This window comes from Pseudomonas sp. NBB (genome assembly GCF_032701105.1).
GTDB lineage: Bacteria > Pseudomonadota > Gammaproteobacteria > Pseudomonadales > Pseudomonadaceae > Aquipseudomonas > Aquipseudomonas asiatica.
Genome location: NZ_CP103994.1, coordinates 355,965 through 379,335 on the forward strand (window position 1 = coordinate 355,965; position 23,371 = coordinate 379,335).

General features: G+C 61.2%; 17 protein-coding genes and 4 pseudogenes. 16 read left to right on the forward strand and 5 right to left on the reverse strand.

The window, feature by feature from the left end:
- Nucleotides 1-106: 106 nt before the first annotated feature.
- Together NY023_RS27650 and NY023_RS27655 are read left to right on the forward strand one after the other, a co-directional pair.
- Nucleotides 107-1,135 (forward strand): annotated as a pseudogene (locus tag NY023_RS27650) (cache domain-containing protein); the annotation flags it as partial.
- A 135-nt stretch (nt 1,136-1,270) separates the two neighbouring features.
- Entirely contained in the window at nt 1,271-1,999 is a 729-nt protein-coding gene (locus tag NY023_RS27655; protein WP_371867753.1) for a methyl-accepting chemotaxis protein, read from the forward strand.
- Nucleotides 2,000-2,152: 153 nt separating this feature from the next.
- Here NY023_RS27655 and NY023_RS01580 read toward each other — a convergent pair whose 3' ends face one another.
- The gene (locus NY023_RS01580) at nt 2,153-3,193 is read right to left on the reverse strand and encodes a threonine aldolase family protein (protein WP_013970517.1); all 1,041 of its coding nucleotides are present in this window, start codon (nt 3,191-3,193) and stop codon (nt 2,153-2,155) included.
- Between the two features lie 338 nt (nt 3,194-3,531).
- Between NY023_RS01580 and NY023_RS01585 the strand changes: the two genes are divergently transcribed.
- The 6 genes from NY023_RS01585 (at nt 3,532) to purU (ending at nt 11,100) form a co-directional block, all read left to right on the forward strand.
- Nucleotides 3,532-4,785, forward strand: coding sequence for a serine hydroxymethyltransferase (locus NY023_RS01585; RefSeq protein WP_013970518.1), 1,254 nt, complete (start codon nt 3,532-3,534; stop codon nt 4,783-4,785).
- Between the two features lie 15 nt (nt 4,786-4,800).
- Nucleotides 4,801-6,051: a sarcosine oxidase subunit beta family protein gene (locus NY023_RS01590; RefSeq protein WP_003255680.1), complete on the forward strand. Its 1,251-nt coding sequence runs from the start codon at nt 4,801-4,803 to the stop codon at nt 6,049-6,051.
- A gap of 14 nt (nt 6,052-6,065) precedes the next feature.
- Complete coding sequence (locus tag NY023_RS01595; RefSeq protein WP_013970519.1) at nt 6,066-6,401, forward strand: sarcosine oxidase subunit delta; 336 nt, start codon at nt 6,066-6,068, stop codon at nt 6,399-6,401.
- Complete coding sequence (locus tag NY023_RS01600) at nt 6,398-9,415, forward strand: sarcosine oxidase subunit alpha (protein WP_013970520.1); 3,018 nt, start codon at nt 6,398-6,400, stop codon at nt 9,413-9,415. The genes NY023_RS01595 and NY023_RS01600 overlap by 4 nt, the downstream gene beginning before the upstream one ends.
- Nucleotides 9,416-9,597: 182 nt before the next feature.
- The gene (locus tag NY023_RS01605; protein ID WP_013970521.1) at nt 9,598-10,230 is read left to right on the forward strand and encodes a sarcosine oxidase subunit gamma; all 633 of its coding nucleotides are present in this window, start codon (nt 9,598-9,600) and stop codon (nt 10,228-10,230) included.
- A gap of 12 nt (nt 10,231-10,242) precedes the next feature.
- Complete coding sequence (purU, locus tag NY023_RS01610) at nt 10,243-11,100, forward strand: formyltetrahydrofolate deformylase (protein WP_013970522.1); 858 nt, start codon at nt 10,243-10,245, stop codon at nt 11,098-11,100.
- A 6-nt stretch (nt 11,101-11,106) separates the two neighbouring features.
- Here the strand turns inward: purU and NY023_RS01615 are convergent, their stop codons facing one another.
- Nucleotides 11,107-11,439 carry a hypothetical protein gene (locus tag NY023_RS01615; RefSeq protein WP_023660605.1) on the reverse strand — a complete coding sequence of 111 codons (333 nt, stop codon included), beginning with the start codon at nt 11,437-11,439 and terminating at the stop codon, nt 11,107-11,109.
- A 271-nt stretch (nt 11,440-11,710) separates the two neighbouring features.
- Between NY023_RS01615 and fdhA the strand changes: the two genes are divergently transcribed.
- From fdhA to NY023_RS01635, 4 genes and pseudogenes are all read left to right on the forward strand, one after another.
- Nucleotides 11,711-12,910 carry a formaldehyde dehydrogenase, glutathione-independent gene (gene fdhA / locus NY023_RS01620; RefSeq protein ID WP_023660606.1) on the forward strand — a complete coding sequence of 400 codons (1,200 nt, stop codon included), beginning with the start codon at nt 11,711-11,713 and terminating at the stop codon, nt 12,908-12,910.
- Between the two features lie 193 nt (nt 12,911-13,103).
- Nucleotides 13,104-13,616: pseudogene (locus NY023_RS01625) on the forward strand (IS5-like element ISPa26 family transposase); the annotation flags it as partial.
- Nucleotides 13,617-14,137: 521 nt separating this feature from the next.
- Nucleotides 14,138-15,405, forward strand: a pseudogene (gene ltrA, locus NY023_RS01630) (group II intron reverse transcriptase/maturase).
- Between the two features lie 59 nt (nt 15,406-15,464).
- Nucleotides 15,465-15,935: pseudogene (locus NY023_RS01635) on the forward strand (IS5-like element ISPa26 family transposase); the annotation flags it as partial.
- Nucleotides 15,936-16,080: 145 nt separating this feature from the next.
- Here the strand turns inward: NY023_RS01635 and NY023_RS01640 are convergent.
- Nucleotides 16,081-16,986 (reverse strand): RHS repeat-associated core domain-containing protein, encoded by a 906-nt coding sequence (locus NY023_RS01640; RefSeq protein ID WP_080563728.1) that lies wholly within the window; start codon nt 16,984-16,986, stop codon nt 16,081-16,083.
- Nucleotides 16,987-17,182: 196 nt separating this feature from the next.
- Here NY023_RS01640 and NY023_RS01645 point away from each other — a divergent pair, with 196 nt between their 5' ends.
- Nucleotides 17,183-17,764 carry a DUF2780 domain-containing protein gene (locus NY023_RS01645; RefSeq protein WP_013970525.1) on the forward strand — a complete coding sequence of 194 codons (582 nt, stop codon included), beginning with the start codon at nt 17,183-17,185 and terminating at the stop codon, nt 17,762-17,764.
- Between the two features lie 214 nt (nt 17,765-17,978).
- Here NY023_RS01645 and NY023_RS01650 read toward each other — a convergent pair whose 3' ends face one another.
- Nucleotides 17,979-19,328: an APC family permease gene (locus NY023_RS01650; RefSeq protein WP_024088008.1), complete on the reverse strand. Its 1,350-nt coding sequence runs from the start codon at nt 19,326-19,328 to the stop codon at nt 17,979-17,981.
- Nucleotides 19,329-19,573: 245 nt separating this feature from the next.
- Entirely contained in the window at nt 19,574-20,461 is an 888-nt protein-coding gene (locus tag NY023_RS01655) for an acyltransferase (protein WP_013970527.1), read from the reverse strand.
- Between the two features lie 182 nt (nt 20,462-20,643).
- On the opposite strand from NY023_RS01655, the gene NY023_RS01660 reads away from it, so the two are divergent.
- The 3 genes from NY023_RS01660 (at nt 20,644) to creC (ending at nt 23,354) form a co-directional block, all read left to right on the forward strand.
- Complete coding sequence (locus NY023_RS01660; protein ID WP_003257529.1) at nt 20,644-21,144, forward strand: ATP-dependent zinc protease; 501 nt, start codon at nt 20,644-20,646, stop codon at nt 21,142-21,144.
- 93 nt (nt 21,145-21,237) lie between these two features.
- Nucleotides 21,238-21,918 carry a two-component system response regulator CreB gene (gene creB, locus NY023_RS01665; protein ID WP_013970528.1) on the forward strand — a complete coding sequence of 227 codons (681 nt, stop codon included), beginning with the start codon at nt 21,238-21,240 and terminating at the stop codon, nt 21,916-21,918.
- On the forward strand, nt 21,918-23,354 hold the full coding sequence (gene creC, locus NY023_RS01670) for a two-component system sensor histidine kinase CreC (RefSeq protein WP_013970529.1): 1,437 nt from the start codon (nt 21,918-21,920) through the stop codon (nt 23,352-23,354). The genes creB and creC overlap by 1 nt, the downstream gene beginning before the upstream one ends.
- Nucleotides 23,355-23,371: the final 17 nt, after the last annotated feature.

Here is a 23,371-nt window from a genome sequence, read left to right on the forward strand (position 1 = left end):
TTAACTGCATACGCAAGTGTATACACTTTCCGCAAAACAATAATTATGCGGGGAGTAGGGCATGCGTATCTGGCGTAAAAGCATCCAGTGGCAGTTGATCACCAGCATGGGCGCCGCCCTGCTGGCGAGCATCCTGGTGGTGGTCATCATTTTCACGGTGGCGCTAAACCGCCTCACCGAACGCTACCTGGTCGATACCGCGCTGCCCGCCAGCATCGAGGCCATCCGCAACGACATCGAGCGCATGCTCGGCCAGCCGCTGGTGGCGGCGGCGGATATTGCCGGCAACACCCTGCTGCGCGACTGGCTTGCCGCCGGTGAAGACCCCGCCCATGCCGCTCCATTCATCGAATACCTGACCGCCGCCAAGCAGCGCAACCAGGCCTTCACCACTTTGTTCGTTTCGACCGAAACCGGCCACTACTACAACGAGAATGGCCTGGACCGTACTCTCAGCCGCAGCAACCCCAAGGACAAATGGTTCTACGGCTACATCGACAGCGGTGCCGAACGCCTGATCAACATCGACATCGACGGTGCCACCGGCGAGCTCGCGCTGTTCATCGACTATCGCGTGGAAAAGAATGGCCAACTGGTCGGTGTGGCTGGCATGGGCCTGCGCATGACCGAACTGTCGAAGCTGATTCATGACTTCAAATTTGGCGAGCACGGCAGGGTGTTCCTGGTGCGTAACGATGGCCTGATCCAGGTTCATCCGGACGCTGCCTTCAGCGGCAAACGCCAGCTCACCGAACAGCTCGGCGCGGATGCCGCCAAGGCGCTGATGACCGGCGACGAGGGCCTGCGCAGCAGCCGCTTCAGCCGTGACGGCGAAAGCTACCTGGCGCTCGGCCTGCCCTTGCGCGACCTCAACTGGACCCTGGTGGCCGAGGTGCCGGAGGAGGAAATCTACGCGCCAATGCACCAGGCGGTATGGCTGACCAGCCTGATCGGTGGTGCCGTGGCCCTGGTATCGCTGCTGCTGGTGGTGCTGCTGGCGCGTGGCCTGGTGCGGCCGATCCGCCGCGTGACAGCGGCGCTGGTGCAGATTGGCAGTGGCGCGGGCGACCTCAGCCACCGGCTGGACGATTCACGCCAGGACGAACTGGGCGACCTGGCGCGTGGCTTCAACCGCTTCCTCGACAGCCAGCGCCGGTTGATCGGCGAGATATTGCACACTTCCGAGCGGCTGCACCTGGCGGTCGAGCAGGTGACACAGGTGGTGGACAACACCGCCGAGCGTTCCGGGCGCCAGCAGGAAATGACCGAAATGGTCGCTACCGCCGTGCACGAAATGGGTTTGACCGTGCAGGACATTGCCCGCAATGCCGGTGATGCGGCCCAGGCCTCGCAGTCGGCGAGGGACGAAGCCTTGCAGGCGCGTGAAGTGGTGCAACGCTCGATCCGTGGTATCGAAGGGATGTCGGGTGATATCGGCAAGGCTGCCGATGCAGTCAGCCAGCTGGCCGAGGAAGTAGCTTCGATCGACGAAGTTCTGGCGGTGATCCGTAGTATTTCCGAGCAAACCAACCTGCTGGCGCTGAATGCCGCCATCGAGGCGGCCAGGGCAGGGGAGATGGGCCGTGGGTTTGCCGTGGTGGCCGATGAGGTGCGTACCTTGGCCCGGCGCACGCAGCTGTCCACCGACGAAGTGCAGCAGATGATCCAGCGCTTGAAGCAGGGCGCGGGTTCGGCTGTGAGTTCGATGCAGGCTGGGCAGCAGGCGACGGGTAGCGGGGTGGAGTCGAGCCAGCGCACCGGAGCGTCATTGGGGGCGATCACTGACCAGGTCGAGCACATCAGCGACATGAACCATCAGGTAGCTACTGCGACCGAAGAGCAGTCGGCGGTGACCGAGGAGATCAATCGTACGGTGCAGGGGATTTCCGACCTGGCGCGGGAGACCGCGGCGGAGGTGCAGGGCTGTCGTGAAGAGTGCCAGGCGCTGCGTGGCTTGGCGGATGACCTGGCGCGGCAGATGGGTGGGTTCAGGCTTTAGATCAGTGTTGGCTTCTTCGCGGGTAAACCCGCTCCCACAGGTTCATCATTGCTCTTGAGGGCAGAGCTGTACCTGTAGCTCCCACAGGCTCACCTCAGGCCTTGAAACCTGCGCGATCCCTGTAGGAGCGGGTTTACCCGCGAATGCGGCCTGTCAGGCGCCGATGATGGCGCGGATATCCGCCGCCAGCTCGCGCACCCGCTCTTCCTCGGTATCCCACGAGCACATGAACCGCGCCCCGCCGCTACCAATGAAGGTATAGAACCGCCATCCCCTGCTGCGCAGTGCCTCGATCGCATGCTCCGGCATCTGCAGGAACACCCCGTTGGCCTCAACCGGGAACATCAGATCCACTCCCGGCAAATCACTCACCAGCGAGGCGAGCAACTGCGCGCAATGGTTGGCATGCGCGCCATGGCGCAACCAGGCGCCATCTTCCAGCAGGCCCACCCAAGGCGCCGACAGGAAGCGCATCTTCGATGCCAGTTGCCCGGCCTGCTTGCAGCGGTAGTCGAAGTCCTCGGCCAGTTGGCGGTTGAAGAACAGGATCGCCTCGCCCACCGCCATGCCGTTCTTGGTGCCGCCAAAGCACAGTACATCGACACCGGCCTTCCAGGTCAGCTCTGCCGGGCTGCAGCCCAGGAACGAGCAGGCATTGCTGAAGCGTGCGCCGTCCATGTGCAGGTTCAGCCCCAGCTCTTTGCAGGTGGCGCTGATCGCCTTCAGCTCGTCGGGGCGATAGACGGTGCCCACCTCGGTGGCCTGGGTAATGGTCACCACCCGTGGCTTGGGGTAGTGGATGTCCTGACGCTTCAGCGCCACTTCGCGGATCGACTGTGGTGTCAGCTTGCCGTTGACGCTGGGCGCGGTCAGCAGCTTGGAGCCGTTGGAGAAGAACTCCGGCGCACCGCACTCGTCGGTTTCGACGTGGGCGGTCTCGGAGCAGATCACGCTGTGGTAGCTCTGGCACAGCGAGGCCAGCGCCAGGGAGTTGGCGGCGGTGCCGTTGAAGGCGAAGAACACCTCGCAGTCGGTTTCGAACAGCTTGCGGAAGTATTCCGCGGCGCGTTCGGTCCACTGGTCGTCGCCGTAGGCGCGGTCGTGGCCATGGTTGGCCTTTTCCATCGCTGCCCAGGCTTCGGGGCAGATGCCGGAATAGTTGTCGCTGGCGAATTGTTGGCTCTTATCTGTCATGACACTGTCCTGTGAACGACGCAGAACAGCACTCTAAACCATCGATTCAGCAGTTGCCTATACAAGCGGTGCAGCGTTTGATTTCGGCATTGCCTGTACTGGCCTATTCGCGGCTAAAGCCGCTCCCACTGGGAGATTGCAAGCATTGAGGCAGCGCCGTACCTGTGGGAGCGGGTTCACCCGCGAAAGGGCCGGCACGGTCAACACAAAAGCGAATGTCGTAAACGCGCCATTGCAAGGCGTGCGCAGGCATCTGACCCGCCCCGGCCAGTCATAACATCGCCACAAAGGGCCACAGTGCCCCACGACAAAAAACGATCGCTGCCGGGAGATACACGATGTTCAGCAAGCAAGACCAGATTCAGGGTTACGACGATGCACTGCTGGCGGCGATGAATGCCGAAGAGCAGCGCCAGGAAGACCACATCGAGCTGATCGCCTCGGAAAACTACACCTCCAAGCGCGTGATGCAGGCCCAAGGCAGCGGCCTGACCAACAAGTACGCCGAAGGCTACCCGGGCAAGCGCTACTACGGTGGCTGCGAGCACGTGGACAAGGTCGAGGCCCTGGCCATCGAGCGCGCCAAGCAGCTGTTCGGTGCCGACTACGCCAACGTCCAGCCGCACTCCGGCTCCTCGGCCAACGCTGCGGTTTACCTGGCCCTGCTGCAGGCTGGTGACACCATCCTCGGCATGAGCCTGGCCCACGGCGGCCACCTGACCCACGGCGCCAAGGTGTCGTCCTCGGGCAAGCTGTACAACGCTGTGCAATACGGCATCGACACTAACACCGGCCTGATCGACTACGACGAAGTCGAGCGCCTGGCTGTCGAGCACAAGCCAAAAATGATCGTTGCCGGCTTCTCGGCCTACTCCAAGACCCTCGACTTCCCACGCTTCCGCGCCATCGCCGACAAGGTCGGTGCGCTGCTGTTCGTCGACATGGCCCACGTAGCCGGCCTGGTTGCCGCTGGCCTGTACCCGAACCCGATCCCGTTCGCCGATGTGGTTACCACCACCACTCACAAGACCCTGCGCGGCCCACGTGGCGGCCTGATCCTTGCCAAGTCGAACGAAGAGATCGAGAAGAAGCTGAACGCCGCGGTGTTCCCAGGCGCCCAGGGCGGCCCGCTGATGCACGTGATCGCCGCCAAGGCCGTTTGCTTCAAGGAAGCGCTGGAGCCTGAATTCAAGGCCTACCAGCAACAAGTGATCGAAAACGCCCAGGCCATGGCCCAGGTGTTCATCGACCGCGGCTACGACGTGGTTTCCGGCGGCACCGACAACCACCTGTTCCTGGTCAGCCTGATCCGCCAGGGCCTCACCGGCAAAGATGCCGACGCCGCCCTGGGCCGCGCGCACATCACCGTCAACAAGAACGCCGTGCCGAATGACCCGCAGTCGCCATTCGTCACCTCGGGCCTGCGCATCGGTACCCCGGCCGTTACCACCCGCGGCTTCAAGGTCGCTCAGTGCGTGGCCCTGGCCGGCTGGATCTGCGACATCCTCGACAACCTCGGTGACGCAGACGTCGAAGCCGATGTGGCGAAGAACGTCGCGGCCCTGTGCGCAGATTTCCCTGTTTACCGCTGAGTGGAGTCACACACCATGCAACGTTACTCGGGCTTCGGCCTTTTCAAGCACTCCCTCAGCCACCACGAGAACTGGCAGCGCATGTGGCGCACGCCAACCCCTAAAAAGGTCTACGACGTGGTTATCGTCGGCGGTGGCGGCCATGGCCTTGCCACGGCCTACTACCTGGCCAAGGAACACGGCATTACCAACGTTGCCGTGATCGAGAAGGGCTACCTGGGCGGCGGCAACACCGCCCGTAACACCACCATCGTGCGTTCCAACTACCTGTGGGACGAGTCGGCGCACCTGTACGAGCACGCCATGAAACTGTGGGAGGGCCTGTCCCAGGACCTCAACTACAACGTGATGTTCTCCCAGCGCGGCGTGTACAACCTGTGCCACACCCTGCAGGACATGCGCGACTCCGAGCGCCGGGTCAGCGCCAACCGCCTGAACGGCGTGGACGGCGAGTTGCTCAACACCGCCCAGGTCGCGGCCGAGATCCCGTACCTGGACTGCTCGAAGAACACCCGCTACCCGATCCTCGGTGCCACCGTGCAGCGCCGTGGCGGCGTGGCGCGTCACGACGCCGTGGCCTGGGGCTTTGCCCGTGCCGCCGACGCCCTGGGCGTGGACCTGATCCAGCAGACCGAAGTGATCGGCTTCCGCAAGGAAAACGGCGCGGTCATCGGTGTGGAAACCAACAAAGGCTTCATCGGCGCCAAGCGCGTCGGCGTGGTCACCGCCGGTAACTCCGGGCACATGGCCAAGCTGGCCGGCTTCCGCCTGCCGCTGGAATCTCACCCGCTGCAAGCACTGGTATCCGAGCCGATCAAGCCGATCATCGACAGCGTGATCATGTCCAACGCCGTGCACGGCTACATCAGCCAGTCCGACAAGGGTGACCTGGTGATCGGTGCCGGTATCGACGGCTGGGTCGGCTACGGCCAGCGCGGTTCGTACCCGGTGATCGAGCACACCCTGCAGGCCATCGTCGAGATGTTCCCCAACCTCTCGCGCGTGCGCATGAATCGCCAGTGGGGCGGCATCGTCGATACCTCGCCGGACGCTTGCCCGATCATCACCAAGACCCCGGTCAAGAACATGTTCTTCAACTGCGGTTGGGGTACTGGCGGCTTCAAGGCGACCCCGGGTTCGGGCAACGTCTTCGCCGCGAGCCTGGCCAAGGGCGAAATGCACCCACTGGCCGCGCCGTTCTCCATGGACCGTTTCTACAACGGCGCACTGATCGACGAACACGGCGCCGCCGCCGTCGCCCACTAACCGGAGACACCGTCATGTTGCATATTTTCTGTCCCCACTGCGGCGAGCTGCGCTCCGAAGAAGAGTTCCACGCCTCTGGCCAGGCGCACATCGCCCGCCCGCTGGACCCTAACGCCTGCTCCGACGAGGAGTGGGGTACCTACATGTTCTACCGTGACAACCCACGCGGTATTCACCACGAACTGTGGGACCACGTTGCCGGCTGCCGCCAGTATTTCAACGTCACCCGTGACACCGTGACCTACGAGATTCTGGAAACCTACAAGATTGGCGAGAAGCCGCAAGTGACCGCCAGCGGCAAGCAGAACAGCGCCGCGTCGACCGTCAAAGGCCAAGGGGAAAAAGTATGAGCCAGACCTATCGCCTCGCCAGCGGCGGCCGTATCGACCGCAGCAAGGTCCTTAACTTCAGCTTCAACGGCAAGACCTACCAGGGTTATGCCGGTGACAGCCTGGCCGCCGCGTTGCTGGCCAACGGCGTCGACATCGTCGGCCGCAGCTTCAAGTATTCGCGTCCACGCGGCATCATCGCCGCCGGTACCGAAGAGCCGAACGCCATCCTGCAGATCGGCTCCAGCGAAGCCACCCAGATCCCCAACGTGCGTGCCACCCAGCAGGCGCTGTACGCAGGTCTTGTAGCTACCAGCACCAACGGCTGGCCGAACGTCAACAACGACGTCATGGGCATCCTGGGCAAGGTTGGCGGCAGCATGATGCCGCCGGGCTTCTACTACAAAACCTTCATGTACCCGAAATCGTTCTGGATGACTTACGAGAAGTACATCCGCAAAGCCGCAGGCCTTGGCCGCGCGCCGCTGCAGAACGACCCGGACAGCTACGACTACATGAACCAGCACTGCGACGTGCTGATCGTCGGCGCCGGGCCTGCCGGCCTGGCCGCTGCCCTGGCCGCTGGCCGCAGCGGTGCCCGCGTGATCCTGGCTGACGAGCAGGAAGAGTTCGGCGGCAGCCTGCTCGACACCCGCGAAACCCTCGACGGCAAGCCTGCTGCCGATTGGGTCAGCGCTGTGGTCAAAGAGCTGGAAAGCCTGCCGGAAGTGACCCTGCTGCCACGTGCCACGGTCAACGGCTACCACGACCATAACTTCCTGACCATCCACGAGCGCCTCACCGACCACCTCGGCGATCGCGCCCCTATCGGCCAGGTACGCCACCGCGTGCACCGCGTCCGCGCCAAGCGCGTGGTGCTGGCTGCCGGCGCCCACGAGCGCCCGCTGGTGTACGGCAACAACGACCTGCCGGGCAACATGCTGGCCGGTGCCGTGTCCACCTACGTACGCCGCTACGGCGTGGCCCCGGGCCGCAAGCTGGTGCTGTCGACCAACAACGACCACGCCTACCGCGCCGCGCTGGACTGGCACGACGCCGGCCTGCAAGTGGTCGCCATTGCCGACGCCCGCCACAACCCACGTGGCTCGCTGGTTGAAGAAGCACGTGCCAAAGGCATCCGCATCCTTACCTCCAGCGCCGTGATCGAGGCGAAGGGCAGCAAGCACGTCAGCGGCGCCCGTGTGGCCGCCATCGATGTGCAGGCACACAAGGTCACCAGCCCTGGCGAAACTCTCGAGTGCGACCTGATCGCCACCTCCGGCGGCTACAGCCCGATCGTGCACCTGGCTTCGCACCTGGGCGGTCGCCCGGTATGGCGTGAAGATATCCTCGGCTTCGTGCCGGGCGATGCTCCGCAGAAACGCGAATGCGTGGGTGGCATCAACGGCGTCTACGCCCTGGGCGACGTGATCGCCGATGGCTTCGAAGGCGGCGTTCGCGCAGCCACCGAAGCGGGCTTCAAGGCCACCGTCGGCAGCCTGCCGAAAACCGTTGCGCGCAAGGAAGAGGCCACCGTGGCACTGTTCCAGGTGCCGCACGACAAGGGCACTGCCCGCGCACCCAAGCAGTTCGTCGACCAGCAGAACGACGTCACCGCGGCCGCAATCGAACTGGCCACCCGCGAAGGCTTCGAGTCGGTCGAGCACGTAAAACGCTACACCGCGCTGGGCTTTGGTACCGACCAGGGCAAACTGGGCAACATCAACGGCCTAGCCATCGCCGCCCGTTCGATCGGCATTACCATCCCTGAAATGGGCACCACCATGTTCCGCCCCAACTACACGCCGGTTACCTTCGGTGCAGTAGCGGGCCGTCACTGTGGTCACCTGTTCGAGCCCGTACGCTTCACCGCCCTGCATGCCTGGCACGTGAAGAACGGCGCCGAGTTCGAAGACGTCGGCCAGTGGAAACGCCCGTGGTACTTCCCGAAAGCCGGTGAAGACATCCACGCCGCCGTGACCCGTGAATGCAAGGCCGTGCGCGACAGCGTGGGCCTGCTGGACGCCTCGACCCTGGGCAAGATCGACATTCAGGGCCCGGATGCGCGTGAGTTCCTCAACCGCATCTACACCAACGCCTGGACCAAGCTCGACGTGGGCAAGGCCCGCTATGGCCTGATGTGCAAGGAAGACGGCATGGTCTTCGACGACGGCGTAACCGCCTGCGTCGGCGACAACCACTTCATCATGACCACCACCACTGGCGGCGCCGCCCGCGTGCTGCAGTGGATGGAGCTGTACCACCAGACCGAATGGCCGGAACTGAAGGTGTACTTCACCTCGGTCACCGACCACTGGGCCACCATGACCCTGTCCGGCCCCAACAGCCGCAAGCTGCTGAGCGAGCTGACCGACATCGACATGGACAAGGAAGCCTTCCCGTTCATGACCTGGAAGGAAGGCAACGTCGGCGGCGTACCGGCCCGGGTGTTCCGTATCTCGTTCACCGGCGAGCTGTCGTACGAAGTCAACGTGCAGGCCAACTACGCCATGGGCGTGCTGGAACAGATCATCGAGGCAGGCAAGAAGTACAACCTGACCCCGTACGGTACCGAGACCATGCACGTACTGCGTGCCGAGAAGGGCTTCATCATTGTTGGCCAGGATACCGACGGCTCGATGACCCCGGACGACCTGAACATGAGCTGGTGCGTAGGCCGCAACAAGCCGTACTCGTGGATCGGCCTGCGTGGCATGAACCGCGAAGACTGCGTGCGCGAGAACCGCAAGCAACTGGTAGGCCTGAAGCCGGTCGACCCGAACCAGTGGCTGCCGGAAGGCGCCCAGCTGGTATTCGACCCGAAACAGCCGATCCCGATGGATATGGTTGGCCACGTCACCTCCAGCTATGCGTCCAACTCCCTGGGCTACTCGTTCGCCATGGGTGTGGTCAAAGGCGGCCTCAAGCGCATGGGCGAGCGCGTCTACTCGCCGCAGGCGGATGGCAGCGTGATCGAGGCGGAGATCGTGTCTTCGGTGTTCTTCGATCCGAAGGGTGAGCGGCAGAACGTTTGAGGCTTCACCGGTAGCTCTGATTGGAATGCGGCCTCTGTGGGAGCGGGTTCACCCGCGAATGCGATGGTGGATTCACCGCCCTCTTCGCGGGTAAACCCGCTCCCACAATGGGTCTCCTCAGTCTGTGACTACAGGTTCTACCTCAGGTCTTCGCGATCAACAGAATTCAAGGCAGGTAAGAAATGAGCGCTATCAACGTCTTCCAGCAAAACCCCGGTGCCGAGGCCAAGGCCCAGTCGCCACTGCACCACGCCGACCTGGCCAGCCTGGTTGGCAAAGGCCGCAAGAACGCAGGCGTAACCCTGCGTGAACGCAAGTTCCTCGGCCACCTGACCATTCGTGGCGATGGCCACGACCCGGAGTTCGCTGCCGGCGTGCACAAGGCCCTGGGCCTGGAGCTGCCAGTGGCACTGACCGTGGTCGCCAACAACGAAATGTCGCTGCAATGGATGGGCCCCGACGAGTGGTTGCTGATCGTCCCGGGTGGCCAGGAGTTTGCCGTTGAGCAAAAGCTGCGCGCAGCCCTCGAAGGCCAGCACATCCAGGTGGTCAATGTCAGCGGCGGGCAGAGCCTGCTGGAACTGCGCGGCCCGAACGTGCGCGAAGTGCTGATGAAATCCACCAGCTATGATGTTCACCCGAACAACTTCCCGGTGGGCAAGGCAGTCGGCACCGTGTTCGCCAAGTCGCAACTGGTGATCCGCCGCACCGCCGAAGATACCTGGGAGCTGGTGATTCGCCGCAGCTTCGCCGACTACTGGTGGCTGTGGCTGCAGGACGCTTCGGCCGAGTACGGCCTGAGCATCGAGGCTTAAGGAGAACAGAACATGAGTCGGGCACCGGATACCTGGATTCTCACCGCCGACTGCCCGAGCATGCTCGGCACCGTCGACGTGGTGACGCGTTACCTCTTCGAGCAGCGCTGCTACGTGACGGAGCACCACTCCTTCGATGACCGGCTGTCGGGGCGTTTCTTCATTCGCGTGGAGTTCCGCCAGCCGGATGATTTCGATGAAGCCGGCTTCCGGGCCGGCCTTGCCGAGCGCAGCGAGGCGTTCGGCATGACCTTCGAGCTGACCGCACCTAACCATCGCCCCAAGGTGGTGATCATGGTGTCCAAGGCCGACCACTGCCTTAACGACCTGCTGTATCGCCAGCGTATCGGTCAGCTGGCCATGGACGTGGTCGCGGTGGTATCCAACCACCCTGATCTCGAACCACTGGCACACTGGCACAAGATTCCTTACTACCACTTTGCCCTCGACCCCAAGGACAAGCCCGGGCAAGAGCGCAAGGTACTTCAGGTGATCGAGGAAACCGGCGCCGAACTGGTGATTCTTGCGCGCTACATGCAGGTGCTGTCACCGGAGCTGTGCCGGCGTCTGGATGGCTGGGCGATCAATATTCACCACTCGTTGCTGCCAGGGTTCAAGGGTGCCAAGCCTTATCACCAGGCGTACAACAAGGGCGTGAAGATGGTTGGCGCTACGGCACACTACATCAACAACGACCTGGACGAAGGCCCGATCATCGCCCAGGGCGTGGAGGTGGTCGACCACAGCCATTACCCCGAAGACCTGATTGCCAAAGGGCGCGACATCGAGTGCCTGACCCTGGCGCGAGCGGTGGGGTATCACATCGAGCGACGAGTGTTCCTCAATGCGAACAGGACTGTGGTGCTCTGACCGCGTCTAGCTTTTATCGCGGGCATGGGCTTTCAGGGTTTCGCGGATGGCTGTAACGAACCTCTGGCGCATGTCCGCACCCAGTTTGTTGCCTGGGATTGGATCGCCGTCGCGGTCCACCCAGCCTGCTTTGAACTCGTGAAGATCCATGTCTTCGGCTTCTTCGTCGAAGTCGTAGCCGGGACCATAAGCCGCGTAATAGAAGATCTTATCGGCGTCCAGAAAGTACCGCTGTTTGCCGAACAATGCTGCTTCGATGTCTGGGTCGAAGCCCTGCTGCCTGGCAGCCTCGACCCAGTAGGGCCAGAAGGCGTCCTCGGGGCGCTCAGTATCCGTCATGGTGGTTCTCCAGTTTGATAGACGATGGGTTACTGCATCCCTATCGAAACACTCGGTCGCCGACGTATTGCGGTAGATATTCATCGTCCCGGGCATGCGCGCGACCACCACCTGGCCGATTGCCGTTCAGAGGCATTTGCCTGTCGTTTCCAGTCAGCGCATCCGTCCCCATCAGGCCCACAATTCCCTGCATTCCAGTAACACATGCCGCCCACGGATGGCGGCGCGTTCAACCACCGCTGCATAAATATAAATCAAGCGAGGTAAGAGCATGTCTGGCAATCGTGGAGTGGTATATCTCGGCGCCGGCAAGGTCGAGGTGCAGAAGATCGACTACCCGAAAATGCAGGACCCACGCGGCAAGAAGATCGAGCACGGCGTGATCCTGAAGGTGGTCTCCACCAACATCTGCGGCTCCGACCAGCACATGGTCCGCGGCCGCACCACTGCCCAGGTCGGCCTGGTCCTGGGCCACGAAATCACCGGTGAGATCGTCGAGAAGGGCCGTGACGTCGAGCGCATGCAGATTGGCGACCTGGTCTCGGTGCCATTCAACGTCGCCTGTGGCCGCTGCCGCTCCTGCAAGGAAATGCATACCGGTGTCTGCCTCACTGTCAACCCTGCCCGCGCTGGCGGTGCCTATGGTTACGTCGACATGGGCGACTGGACCGGCGGCCAGGCCGAGTACGTGCTGGTGCCGTACGCTGACTTCAACCTGCTGAAACTGCCCGAGCGCGACAAGGCCATGGAGAAGATCCGTGACCTGACCTGCCTATCTGACATCCTGCCTACTGGTTACCACGGTGCCGTGACTGCCGGTGTAGGCCCAGGCAGCACCGTCTACGTTGCTGGCGCCGGCCCGGTCGGTCTGGCTGCCGCTGCCTCGGCGCGCCTGCTGGGTGCTGCTTGCGTCATCGTCGGCGACCTCAACCAGGCCCGTCTGGCTCACGCCAAGTCCCAGGGCTTCGAAGTGGTCGACCTGTCCAAGGATACCCCGCTGCACGAGCAGATCGTCGATATCCTCGGTGAGCCGGAAGTGGACTGCGCCGTCGACGCCGTCGGCTTCGAAGCCCGCGGCCATGGCCATGAAGGTGCCAAGCATGAAGCCCCGGCCACCGTGCTGAACTCGCTGATGCAGGTTACCCGCGTTGCCGGCAACATCGGTATCCCGGGCCTGTACGTGACCGAAGACCCGGGTGCGGTGGATGCTGCCGCCAAGATCGGCGCGCTGAGCATTCGCTTTGGCCTGGGCTGGGCCAAGTCGCACAGCTTCCACACCGGCCAGACCCCGACCATGAAGTACAACCGCCAGCTGATGCAGGCAATCATGTGGGATCGAATCAACATCGCTGAAGTGGTTGGTGTGCAGGTGATCAACCTGGATCAGGCGCCGGAAGGTTATGGCGAGTTCGATGCAGGTGTACCGAAGAAGTTCGTGATCGACCCGCACAAGATGTGGGGTGCGGCGTGATGCCATGATGTAACGAGAAGCCCCTCATACTGAGGGGCTTTTTGCATGGGTGCGCCAGCGCATTAAGCTTGTCTGTAGCGGCCGTGCTGGTGATTTGGTGGTGGCGAGACGTGATGCAATACTTAAGGAAATCCTGAAAAAGACTTCCTGATTTGGCAAAATCCCCGGACACCAATCGCCGAGCTTTTCGATGATGAAACAAATGACCTTCGCCGATGCCGAGTACGCCGGTAAGCGCAAGCAGACCCGCAAGGAGCTGTTCCTGATAGAGATGGATCGGGTCGTACCCTGGGAGGGTTTGATTGCTCTGATCAAACCTCATTACCCAAAGGGCGAAGGGGGCCGTCCAGCCTATCCGCTGATGGCGATGCTGCGGATTCATCTAATGCAGAACTGGTTCGGTTACAGCGATCCGGCGATGGAAGAGGCGCTGTACGAGACGACGATCCTGCGCCAGTTTTCCGGTCTGAGCCTGGAGCGAATCCCGGATGAAACCACCATCCTCAACTTCCGTCGCCTGCTGGAAAAGCATGAGTTGGCCACCGGTATTCTCGGCGTGATCAATGGCTATTTGGGCGACCGTGGCTTGTCACTGCGACAAGGCACCATCGTCGATGCCACTCTGATTCATGCGCCCAGTTCGACCAAGAACAAGGACGGCAAACGCGACCCGGAAATGCATCAGACCAAGAAGGGCAACCAGTATTGTGTGTCACGAACACAGGTCGTATGACCTGTGATGCTGTACCGAAGATGGAAGTAGGCCTTCCGAAGTCGGCTTGCAGGAGCAGGCTTCAAACCACCCGGTGCTGCTGCATCCAAAAGGTGCGGTGGTGAGCGACCGAGGAAAAGTCATCCCATGATGATGGCAGGTGAGTATGGAGAAGATGAGCGAGAGCAAACCGTCCGATGACGCATCGTTATTCCCTAAAGTGCTGTCGAAACTGAGGTTGAGTATTGGCTTCAGGACGAGTTGGGGCGTTACCTGCTTACGGCCCCAGTGGCAGCCGGTGTAAAGGCGGCATGATCTTCATACAGGCTTGGGTACGGAACGTGAGAACCTTGTTCCAGATGCAAAGGAAAATGACAAATGGCTAAAACCATGAGGAAGAATACCAATGCTGGAATAAGGGGCGGAGCCTCCTGTAGTAGTGATGAAGGCTTTGTAATGAAGCTGGAGCGAAGGGGAGGCGTTATCCTGTCAACGAACGCCGCCAACCTCAGGGGATGAGCGGTGTGAGTTCGAACAAACCTTACAACATAGCGAAGCGCGTGATATGGGAGGCCTATCAGCAGGTCAGAACCAACCGGGGAGCTGCTGGAATCGACGATGAGACCATTGCCGATTTTGAGCGGAACCTGCCGAAGAATCTTTACAAGCTATGGAATCGAATGTCGTCGGGGTCTTATTTCCCGCCGCCGGTCAAGGCTGTTGAGATACCGAAGGCATCGGGGGGTATACGCAGGTTGGGAGTGCCGACGGTCAGCGACCGTATCGCACAAACTGTAGTCAAACTCCTCATCGAGCCAAAGCTGGATGCGCTTTTCCATCCGGACTCATATGGATACCGACCAGGACGTTCAGCCAAACAGGCCATAGCGATCACACGCGAACGCTGCTGGCGATACGACTGGGTGGTGGAGTTTGATATCAAGGCGGCTTTCGATCACATTGATCATGAACTGCTGATGAAAGCGGTGCGAACCCATATCAAAGAGGATTGGATACTGCTGTACATCGAACGATGGCTGGTTGCTCCATTCGAGGCAGCAGATGGCGTTCGCATTCAACGCGAACGTGGCACCCCGCAAGGCGGCGTGATCAGTCCCATGTTGATGAATCTGTTCATGCATTACGCCTTTGACGCATGGATGCAACGAAATAGCCCAAACTGTCCTTTTGCCCGGTATGCCGATGATGCGGTAGTGCATTGTCGTAGCCAGAGGCAAGCAGAACACGTGATGCGTTCAATCGCTTCACGTCTAGCGGTTTGTGGCCTCACGATGCATCCCGAGAAATCGAAAATCGTGTACTGCAAGGACAGCAATCGACGCGCAGGGTATCCGCATGTGAGCTTTACCTTCCTTGGTTTCACTTTTAGACCTAGGAAGGCAATCGGCCAGCAGAACAAGCTTTTCACCAGCTTCCTTCCGGGAGTCAGTGCGCAAGCGTTGAAGCGGATGCGGCGAGCAGTGCGCGAGTGGCGGGTCAGCCGCCAAACTCATGTGACGCTGGCTGCTGTGGCTCGGCTTTACAACCCAGTGATACAAGGTTGGTGGCAGTACTATGGCGCGTTCTATCGGACGGCCATGCTTGGTATCTTTCGACATATCGATAGCGCGCTCAAGCGTTGGGCCGGTCGTAAGTACAAAATACTTCACGGGCGCAAGCGGCGTATATCTAAATGGTTGGACACGGTGCATAAGGCTGCCCCTCGACTGTTTTATCACTGGCAAGTAACCGAGCAACAGGTTGGATAACGGGAGCCGTATGACGCGAGAGTGTCACGTACGGTTCTGCGAGCGGCTACGGGGGCAGTTCCTGTGGCCGACTCACCACTTCGGTGCCAAAGCTCACATTGGTGTCGACGATGAGTCCGGGCTTGTGCACAGCGTGGTGGTCACTGCGGCCAACGTCGCGGACGTAACCCAAGTCGACAAACTGCTGCACGGTGGTGAGAACGTGGTCTGCGCTGATGCGGGCTATACCGGTGTAGAGAAGCGTGAAGAGCATGAGGGGCGCCAAGTCATCTGGCAGATTGCAGCCCGGCGCAGCACTTACAAAAAGCACGGTAACCGCAGCGCGTTATACAAAGCGATACGTAAGATCGAAAGAGCCAAGGCCCAGGTTCGCTCCAAGGTTGAGCATCCATTTCGGGTGATCAAGCGCCAGTTTGGTTATACGAAAGTGCGCTTCCGAGGCTTGGTGAAAAACACTGCTCAGATGGTGACGCTGTTCGCCCTGTCGAACATTTGGATGGCGCGTCGACATTTGCTCTCCAATGCAGGAGAGGTGCGTCCGTGAAGAGTGAAGTGACTGCTGCGAGGTGCTTGCAGCGGCAAAAAAGGCTGAAATAGACGGCAGGTTTGACCGGGATTTGAGCGGCTACCGTTTTTTGAAAGTGTCGATGGCGAAGTAGCCGGAAAACAGGGGCTACTTCAGACCATCCTTAATTTCTTCGAGCATTGCTCATTATTGCCCAAACAGCCAGCCCGACAATTATCCCGCCAAAAAGAACCCCGAATATCCCTCCAAGCATATTGGAGCTGCGTCTGTCTCCAATGATACGGTTAACTCTGACTTCGCTAGGTTGAGTCGGTTTTCTGACCGCAGGGGTGTGGATCTTATCAATATTCGAAAAAACGGGTTCAACGGGTTTTTCTGGGGCGATTGTCAAAGCTTTGGAGCCAGTCGATGTAGATGCTGGAGCAGTACCTGCTAATGTGGAGGGATTTGCAGTTATCGTGGTGGCGTTATTTGCAATGTTATTAAAGCCTGCTTTTTTTCTGCTGGCGCCTTTTCCTACGAATCCGTGACCCCCATTAATAGCAAAATTGACCGATGCTTTCTTGAACGAGTTGAAAGCGCGGAAAAGCAGCAACCGGGAAGATTCACCCGTTGGGTCATCCCGATTGATAGGGTCTCCCACGCAGTAGGCATATGAATTCAGACCGCCTTTTCCGAATGGGCTCGACGGGTCTTCGGTGCACAAGCGCATAAGTCCGGGTGAGTGAAACCGACGCCCCGCACCCAGGGGGTTCCCTTGAGTAACCCGGTCATACCTCTGCCCAGTGAATCCCAGCAACGCTTCCAATCTGTCGGTGGCCAAGTATCCATAGGGTGAATACGCCATTGGCCAAGAACCAATACCGAGGACTGAATTGGCAAGGTCAACTCGAAGCATCTTTGCCGATGGTGCCTGATCCAGTTGGGCTAGCGCCATGTCATTTGCCCATAACAAGCGACGATTGCCCTGCGCGGCTATTTCAGTTGTCAGATTCTCACTCTTGTAGAAGTGCAGGCTACGCTGGGGAGCCAGACCCTGATCGTTCTTGCTTGTGGAAGAGGTAGGCATGATGGTGACCTGAGTGGTGATTGCTGTGTCGATTACTTTGCGGGTCCTGTAAAACCATCACAACTAGCAGTTTTAACAGGTCGTGAGCACTGTGGCGGATTGCAAAGGTGGTCGACAGCCGGGTCGGAACAAACCTGCAAAAAGCCAGTCAGATGTCGCGTTTCCCAGGCCATCCCGGCCCACGAGGTCCCACCCGATGAAAGCATTCACCTTGGCAACCTTGATGACCCTGGCCGCAAGCCCGGTGTTCGCCTTCAACCTCAGCGACGCCGCTAACGCCGTGTCGGCCATGCAGAACCAGAATCAAAGCCAGCAAGGCCAGGTGCAGGCACCCGAGGCGCAGGCAAACCTGCTCAACACCTTGGGTAGCCAATTGAATATCACCCCAGAGCAGGCCGTGGGCGGGGCAGGGGCCATGCTGGGGCTGGCGCGCAACAACCTGAGTTCCGACGACTACGGTCAGCTGACCAAGGCCGTGCCAGGGCTGGACCTGCTTGCCGGGGCCAATGCACTGGGTGGCTTGAGTGGCTTGGGTGAGTTGCTGGGCAAGAACAGCGAGAGCCAGTCGGCGTTGAGCAATGCGCTGGGCAACAATGTGGAAAACCGCAGCGACCTGGACAATGCGTTCAAGGCGCTGGGCATGGATACCGGGATGATCGGGCAGTTTGCGCCGTTGCTGCTGCAGTACCTGGGGCAGCAGGGGATTGCCGGGTCGCTGTTGCAGAACCTGGGGAGTTTGTGGACCACTCCTGCTCCATTGACCCGACCTTCGGTCTGAGGGTTTTGCCAGCATCACAGCCTTGAAGGCTGACGCTGTACCTGTAGGAGCGGCCTTGTGTCGCGAAAGGGGCGCGAAGCGGCCCCGGCAATCTGTGTGGTGACGCTGAAATCCTGGGGCCGCTTTGCGGCCCTTCGCGACACAAGGCCGCTCCTACAAAGGCCAGCGCAGGCAATGAGAATGGTGTATCCCGCAAACACGGAATCGCGTCATGTCAGGTCGCTTCGGTAAAGTCTACTAGGCGTACCGGGCGGCGGAAGCCGGCGGTCAGTACTGCCAGGTACGCAAGACCCAGCGCAAACCAGCACAAGCCGATCACCAAGGTAAGCGCCGACAGGCTGGTCCACAGCCACAGTGTCAGCCCCAACCCCACCAGCGGCACCAGGCCATAGCTCAGCAGCCCTTTGAGGCTGCGCTGCGAGCCATCGTCCACCAGGTGGGTCTTAACCACCGCCAGGTTCACTGCCGAAAACGCCACCAGCGCACCAAAGCTGATCAGCGAGGCAAGGGTCGCCAGGTCGATTATCAACGCCAGCAACGAGAACGCCGAAACCAGCAGAATGGCGAACACCGGCGTGCCAAAGCGCGGTGACAGGTAGCCGAACGTTCGCTGCGGCAGCACCTTGTCACGACCCATGGTGAACAGAATGCGCGACACCGCCGCCTGCGAGGCCAGCGCCGAGCCCAGGCTCCCAGCTACATAGGCCGCAGTGAAGAAGTTGGCCAGGAATTGCCCACCCGCCTTGAACATTACCTCGTTGGCCGCCGCATCGGCATTGGCAAAGGTGGTGCCGGGCAGTACCAGTTGGCTGACATAGGCCAGCACGGTGAACAGCACGCCGGCGAACAGGGTGGTGAGGATGATTGCCCGTGGCACATCGCGGCGGGCATCGCGGCATTCTTCGGCCAAGGTCGAGACAGCGTCAAAGCCGAGGAACGAGAGGCACAGCACCGCCGCACCAGCCATCAGCGCGCCGAAGCCCGGCTGCGAGCCGTCGCCCAGCAGTGGCGAAAGCAGGTCGAGCGGTTGGCCGGCCAGGGACTGGCAGGACAGGGCGACGAACACCACGATGAAGACGATCTGTGCACCGACGATCAGGTTGCTGGTCTTGGCCACAGAGTGAATTCCGACCACGTTGAGCACCGTGACCAGGGCGATAGCAGCCAGTGCGATCGACCACGCAGGGATGGCCGGAAAGGCGATGTTCAGGAACAGGCCGATCAGCAGGTAGTTGATCATCGGCAGGAACAGGTAGTCGAGCAGCAGCGACCAGCCGGCCAGGAAGCCCACGTTCGGGCCGAAGGCCATGTTGGTGTAGGAGTACGCCGAGCCCGCGACCGGGAAGCGTTTGACCATGAAGCTGTAGGAGGTGGCGGTGAACAGCATGGCCACCAGGGTGACGATATAGGCGCCGGCCGTGCGGCCACCAGTAAGTTCGGTGACGATGCCGTAAGTGGTGAAGATGGTCAGCGGGACCATGTACACCAGGCCGAAGAATACCAGGGCGGGCAGGCCGAGGACACGGCGGAGCTGGACGGGGGTGGAGCTGGGTGGGTTGGCCATCGTTCGATCCAGAGCTTTTTTGTAGTTGTGCTTTGGTCGATTTTTATCCACTTAGGTGGGGTGTGACAAAGAAGTAATCCTAATGCTGATTATTAGCCAGGTTTTTAATCGGATTCTTGTAATGCCTGTACCGGCCTCTTCGCGGGTAAACCCGCTCCTACAGGGGGCTCACAGGTCTTGAGTACTGCGCAGTACCTGTGGGAGCGGGTTTACCCGCGAAGAGGCCTGGTCAGGCAATGGAAATCTCAGCCCATCTCCACCCGCAGCTGCTCGATCCGCAAGTCCTTCTCAACCCACAACTGGTTCACCCAGGCCTGCACGGTCTGCCTGAACTCAGCATCATTCTCGTAATCCCCCGCCCACAGCATCGGGTCCAGTTCACGTACACGAATGTCGATAATCACCCGGCTGATGCTGCCATTGAGCAAATCCCAGAACCCCGGCGCCTTGTTGCCGGGGTACACGATGGTCACGTCCAGCAAGGCATCCAGCTGCTCGCCCAATGCCGCCAGCACGAACGCCACGCCACCAGCCTTGGGCTTGAGCAGGTAGCGATAGGGCGATTGCTGCTCGCGGTGCTTGGCCTCGGTAAAGCGTGTGCCTTCCAGGTAGTTCACCACGGTCACCGGCTGGCGTTTGAACAGCTCGCAGGCCGCCTTGGTGATCTCTAGATCCTTGCCCTTGAGCTCTGGGTGTTTCTCCAGGAAGGCCTTGCTGTAGCGCTTCATGAACGGGTAATCCAGGCCCCACCAAGCCAGGCCCAGCAACGGCACCCAGATCAGCTCCTTCTTCAGGAAGAACTTGAAGAACGGTGTACGGCGGTTGAGGCTCTCGATCAGCGCCGGGATATCGACCCAGGTCTGGTGGTTGCTGACGGCTAGGTACGAGGTGTCCTTGCGCAGGTTCTCGACGCCGCGGATATCCCACTGGGTAGGAATGCACAGGGCAAAGATGGCCTTGTCGATCTCCGACCAGGTCTCGGCCACCCACATCACCGCCCACGAGGCATAGTCACGCCCACGCCCCGGCAGCACCAGTTTGAGCAGGGCGAAGACCAGCAGCGGGCAGATCAACACCAGGGTGTTGAGCAGCAGCAGGGTGGTAGTGAGGATGCCGGTCAGCAGGCGACGCATAAAGAGACTCTTGTTGTGGGAGATAAACGGTTGGCAATGATAAGCAGGGCAGTGGCCTACGCCAAATTTCCAGTGCCCTGCGGCGAGGACAAATGTTTCACATTATGTTGGATAGGCTTGTGACAGCGAACCTATCCTGCCAGTGCAGTCTAAGCACTGACTCTCCTCAAGGAAGCTTGCCTGTGAAACCTCTGCTTGCCCTGTTGTCGTTGTTGGCGCTGCCGGTCATGGCCGCCGAGCCCACAATCTATGGCCGTTACGAGAACATAGCCCTGCCCGAACTGGGCGAAACCCTGAAAGCCAAGATGGATACCGGTGCCTTCACCGCGTCGCTGTCGGCCAAGGACATCGAGCTGTTCACCCGTGATGGCGACGAGTGGGTGCGCTTCCGTCTGGCCACCAAGGACTCGGACGGCAAGGTGTATGAGCACAAGGTCTCGCGCATCAGCAAGATCAAGGGCCGTGCCGATGAAGAGGAGGAAGGCGATGCGCCGGAAATCTCCAAGCGCCCGGTGGTCGACCTGGAGCTGTGCCTGGGGGACGTGAAGCGCACCGTCGAGGTCAACCTGGTGGACCGCAGCAGCTTCAACTACCCGTTGCTGGTGGGCTCCAAGGCTTTGCGCGAGTTCAAGGCGGCGGTCAACCCGGCCAAGAAGTTCACCGCTGGCAAGCCTGACTGCTGATCGCAAGCCACCTGTGCCGGCCTCTTCGCGGGCTTGCCCGCGAAGAGGCCGGTAAGTTAAAAGTCCAGTCTGCCCCCAGTTAGGCCGGACGCCATGCCCCACATCCTCATCGTCGAAGACGAAGCCGCCATCGCCGACACCTTGGTCTATGCCCTGCAGGCCGACGGCCATAGCACCGAATGGGTAACCCTGGGCAGCGCCGCCCTCGACCAGCAGCGCCAGCGCCCGGCCGACCTGGTCATCCTCGATATCGGCTTGCCCGATATCAGTGGCTTCGAAACCTGCCGTCAGCTGCGCCGCTTCAGCGAAGTACCGGTAATGTTCCTCAGCGCCCGCGACAGCGAAATCGACCGGGTGGTGGGACTGGAAATCGGCGCAGACGACTATGTGGTCAAACCCTTCAGCCCGCGTGAAGTGGCGGCGCGAGTACGGGCGATCCTCAAGCGCATGGGCCCCAGGGTCGAGCCAGCTGTCGAGACCACGCTGTTCCAGCTCGATACCTTACGCATGCAGATCACCTACCGCAGCCAGCCTCTTCCCCTTACCCGCCACGAATTCCGCCTGCTGCAATGCCTGCTCGAGCAACCGCACCGGGTATTCAGCCGCGAACAGTTGCTCGACGCTGTGGGCGTGGCCTCTGACGTGGGGTACGAGCGCACCATCGACAGCCATATCAAGAGCCTGCGCGCCAAGCTGCGCCAGGTGGCCAGCGACGCCGAACCGATCCAGACCCACCGCGGCCTCGGCTACAGCTACAGCCCGGACCATGCCTGATGCGCCTGGGTATCCGGATCTTCCTGGTGTACTTCCTGTTCGTCGGGCTGGCGGGCTACTTTCTGCTCAACACGGTGCGTGAACAGATCCGTCCGGTAGTGCGACAGTCCTCGGAAGAAACGCTGGTGGACACCGCCAACCTGCTGGCCGAGATCCTGCACGATGACGTCAAGGCCGGCACCCTGAACCAGAGCCGCTTGCCCGAAGTGCTCAAGGCCTACGGCTCGCGCAGCCCGGGTGCGCAGATCTGGGGGCTGGCCAAGAACCAGGTCAGCCACCGCATCTACGTCACCGATGCCAAGGGCACCGTACTGCTGGACTCCAGCGGCGAGGACCTGGGCAAGGACTACTCGAAGTGGAATGACGTGTACCTGACCTTGCGTGGCCAGTACGGCGCCCGCTCCACCCGCAGCGACCCCGACGATGAAAGCACCTCGGTGATGCACGTGGGCGCGCCGATCATCGACGATGGCAAGATCATCGGCGTGGTCACCGTGGCCAAGCCCAACAGCTCGCTGCAACCGTACATCGACCGCTCCGAACGGCGCCTGCTTACCCTGGGCCTGGGGCTGATCGGCCTGGGCCTGCTGATCGGTGCCGCGTTGTCGTGGTGGCTGGCGCGCTCGCTGCGCCGGCTGGCCCGCTACGCCCAGGCGGTCAGCGAGGGCGAGCGCGCCGCCCTGCCGCATTACAAGGGTGGCGAACTGGCGCACCTGGCCCAGGCGGTCGAGCGCATGCGCACCCAACTGGAAGGCAAGGCTTATGTCGAGCGGTATGTGCATACCCTGACACACGAGCTGAAAAGCCCGCTGGCGGCCATTCGTGGCGCGTCTGAGCTGTTGCAGGGCGATGACATGCCGGCTGACCAGCGGGCGCGCTTTGCCGGCAACATCGAGCGCGAGAGCGAGCGTTTGCAGCAGATGATCGAACGCCTGCTCAACCTGGCCCGGGTCGAGCAGATGCAGGCGCTGGAGGATGAGCAGCAGGTGGCGCTGGCGGCGTTGGTGGACGAGTTGCTGTTGGCCCATGCGGCGCGTATCGAAGGTGCCGATTTGCAGGTGCGCCAGCGGGTGCCGGCTGGCTTGCGCTTGTTGTGTGACCCGTTCCTGATGCGCCAGGCGCTGGCCAACCTGCTCGACAACGCGTTGGACTTCACCCCGGAGGGAGGCGCGCTGTTGTTCGACCTGGAGCGCGATGGCGAACGGGTGGCGCTGAGTGTGTTCAACCAGGGGCAGGCGATACCTGCCTACGCCATTGGGCGGGTGAGCGAGCGGTTCTACTCGCTGCCGCGGCCGGGGAGTGGGCGCAAGAGCACTGGGTTGGGGCTTAATTTTGTGGCCGAGGTGATGCAGCTGCATGGCGGGGCGTTGGCTGTGGATAACGTCGATGGAGGGGTGCGGGTGAGGTTGTGGCTGCCGGTGCGACGTATCAGCTGACATTGCCGGGGCTGCTG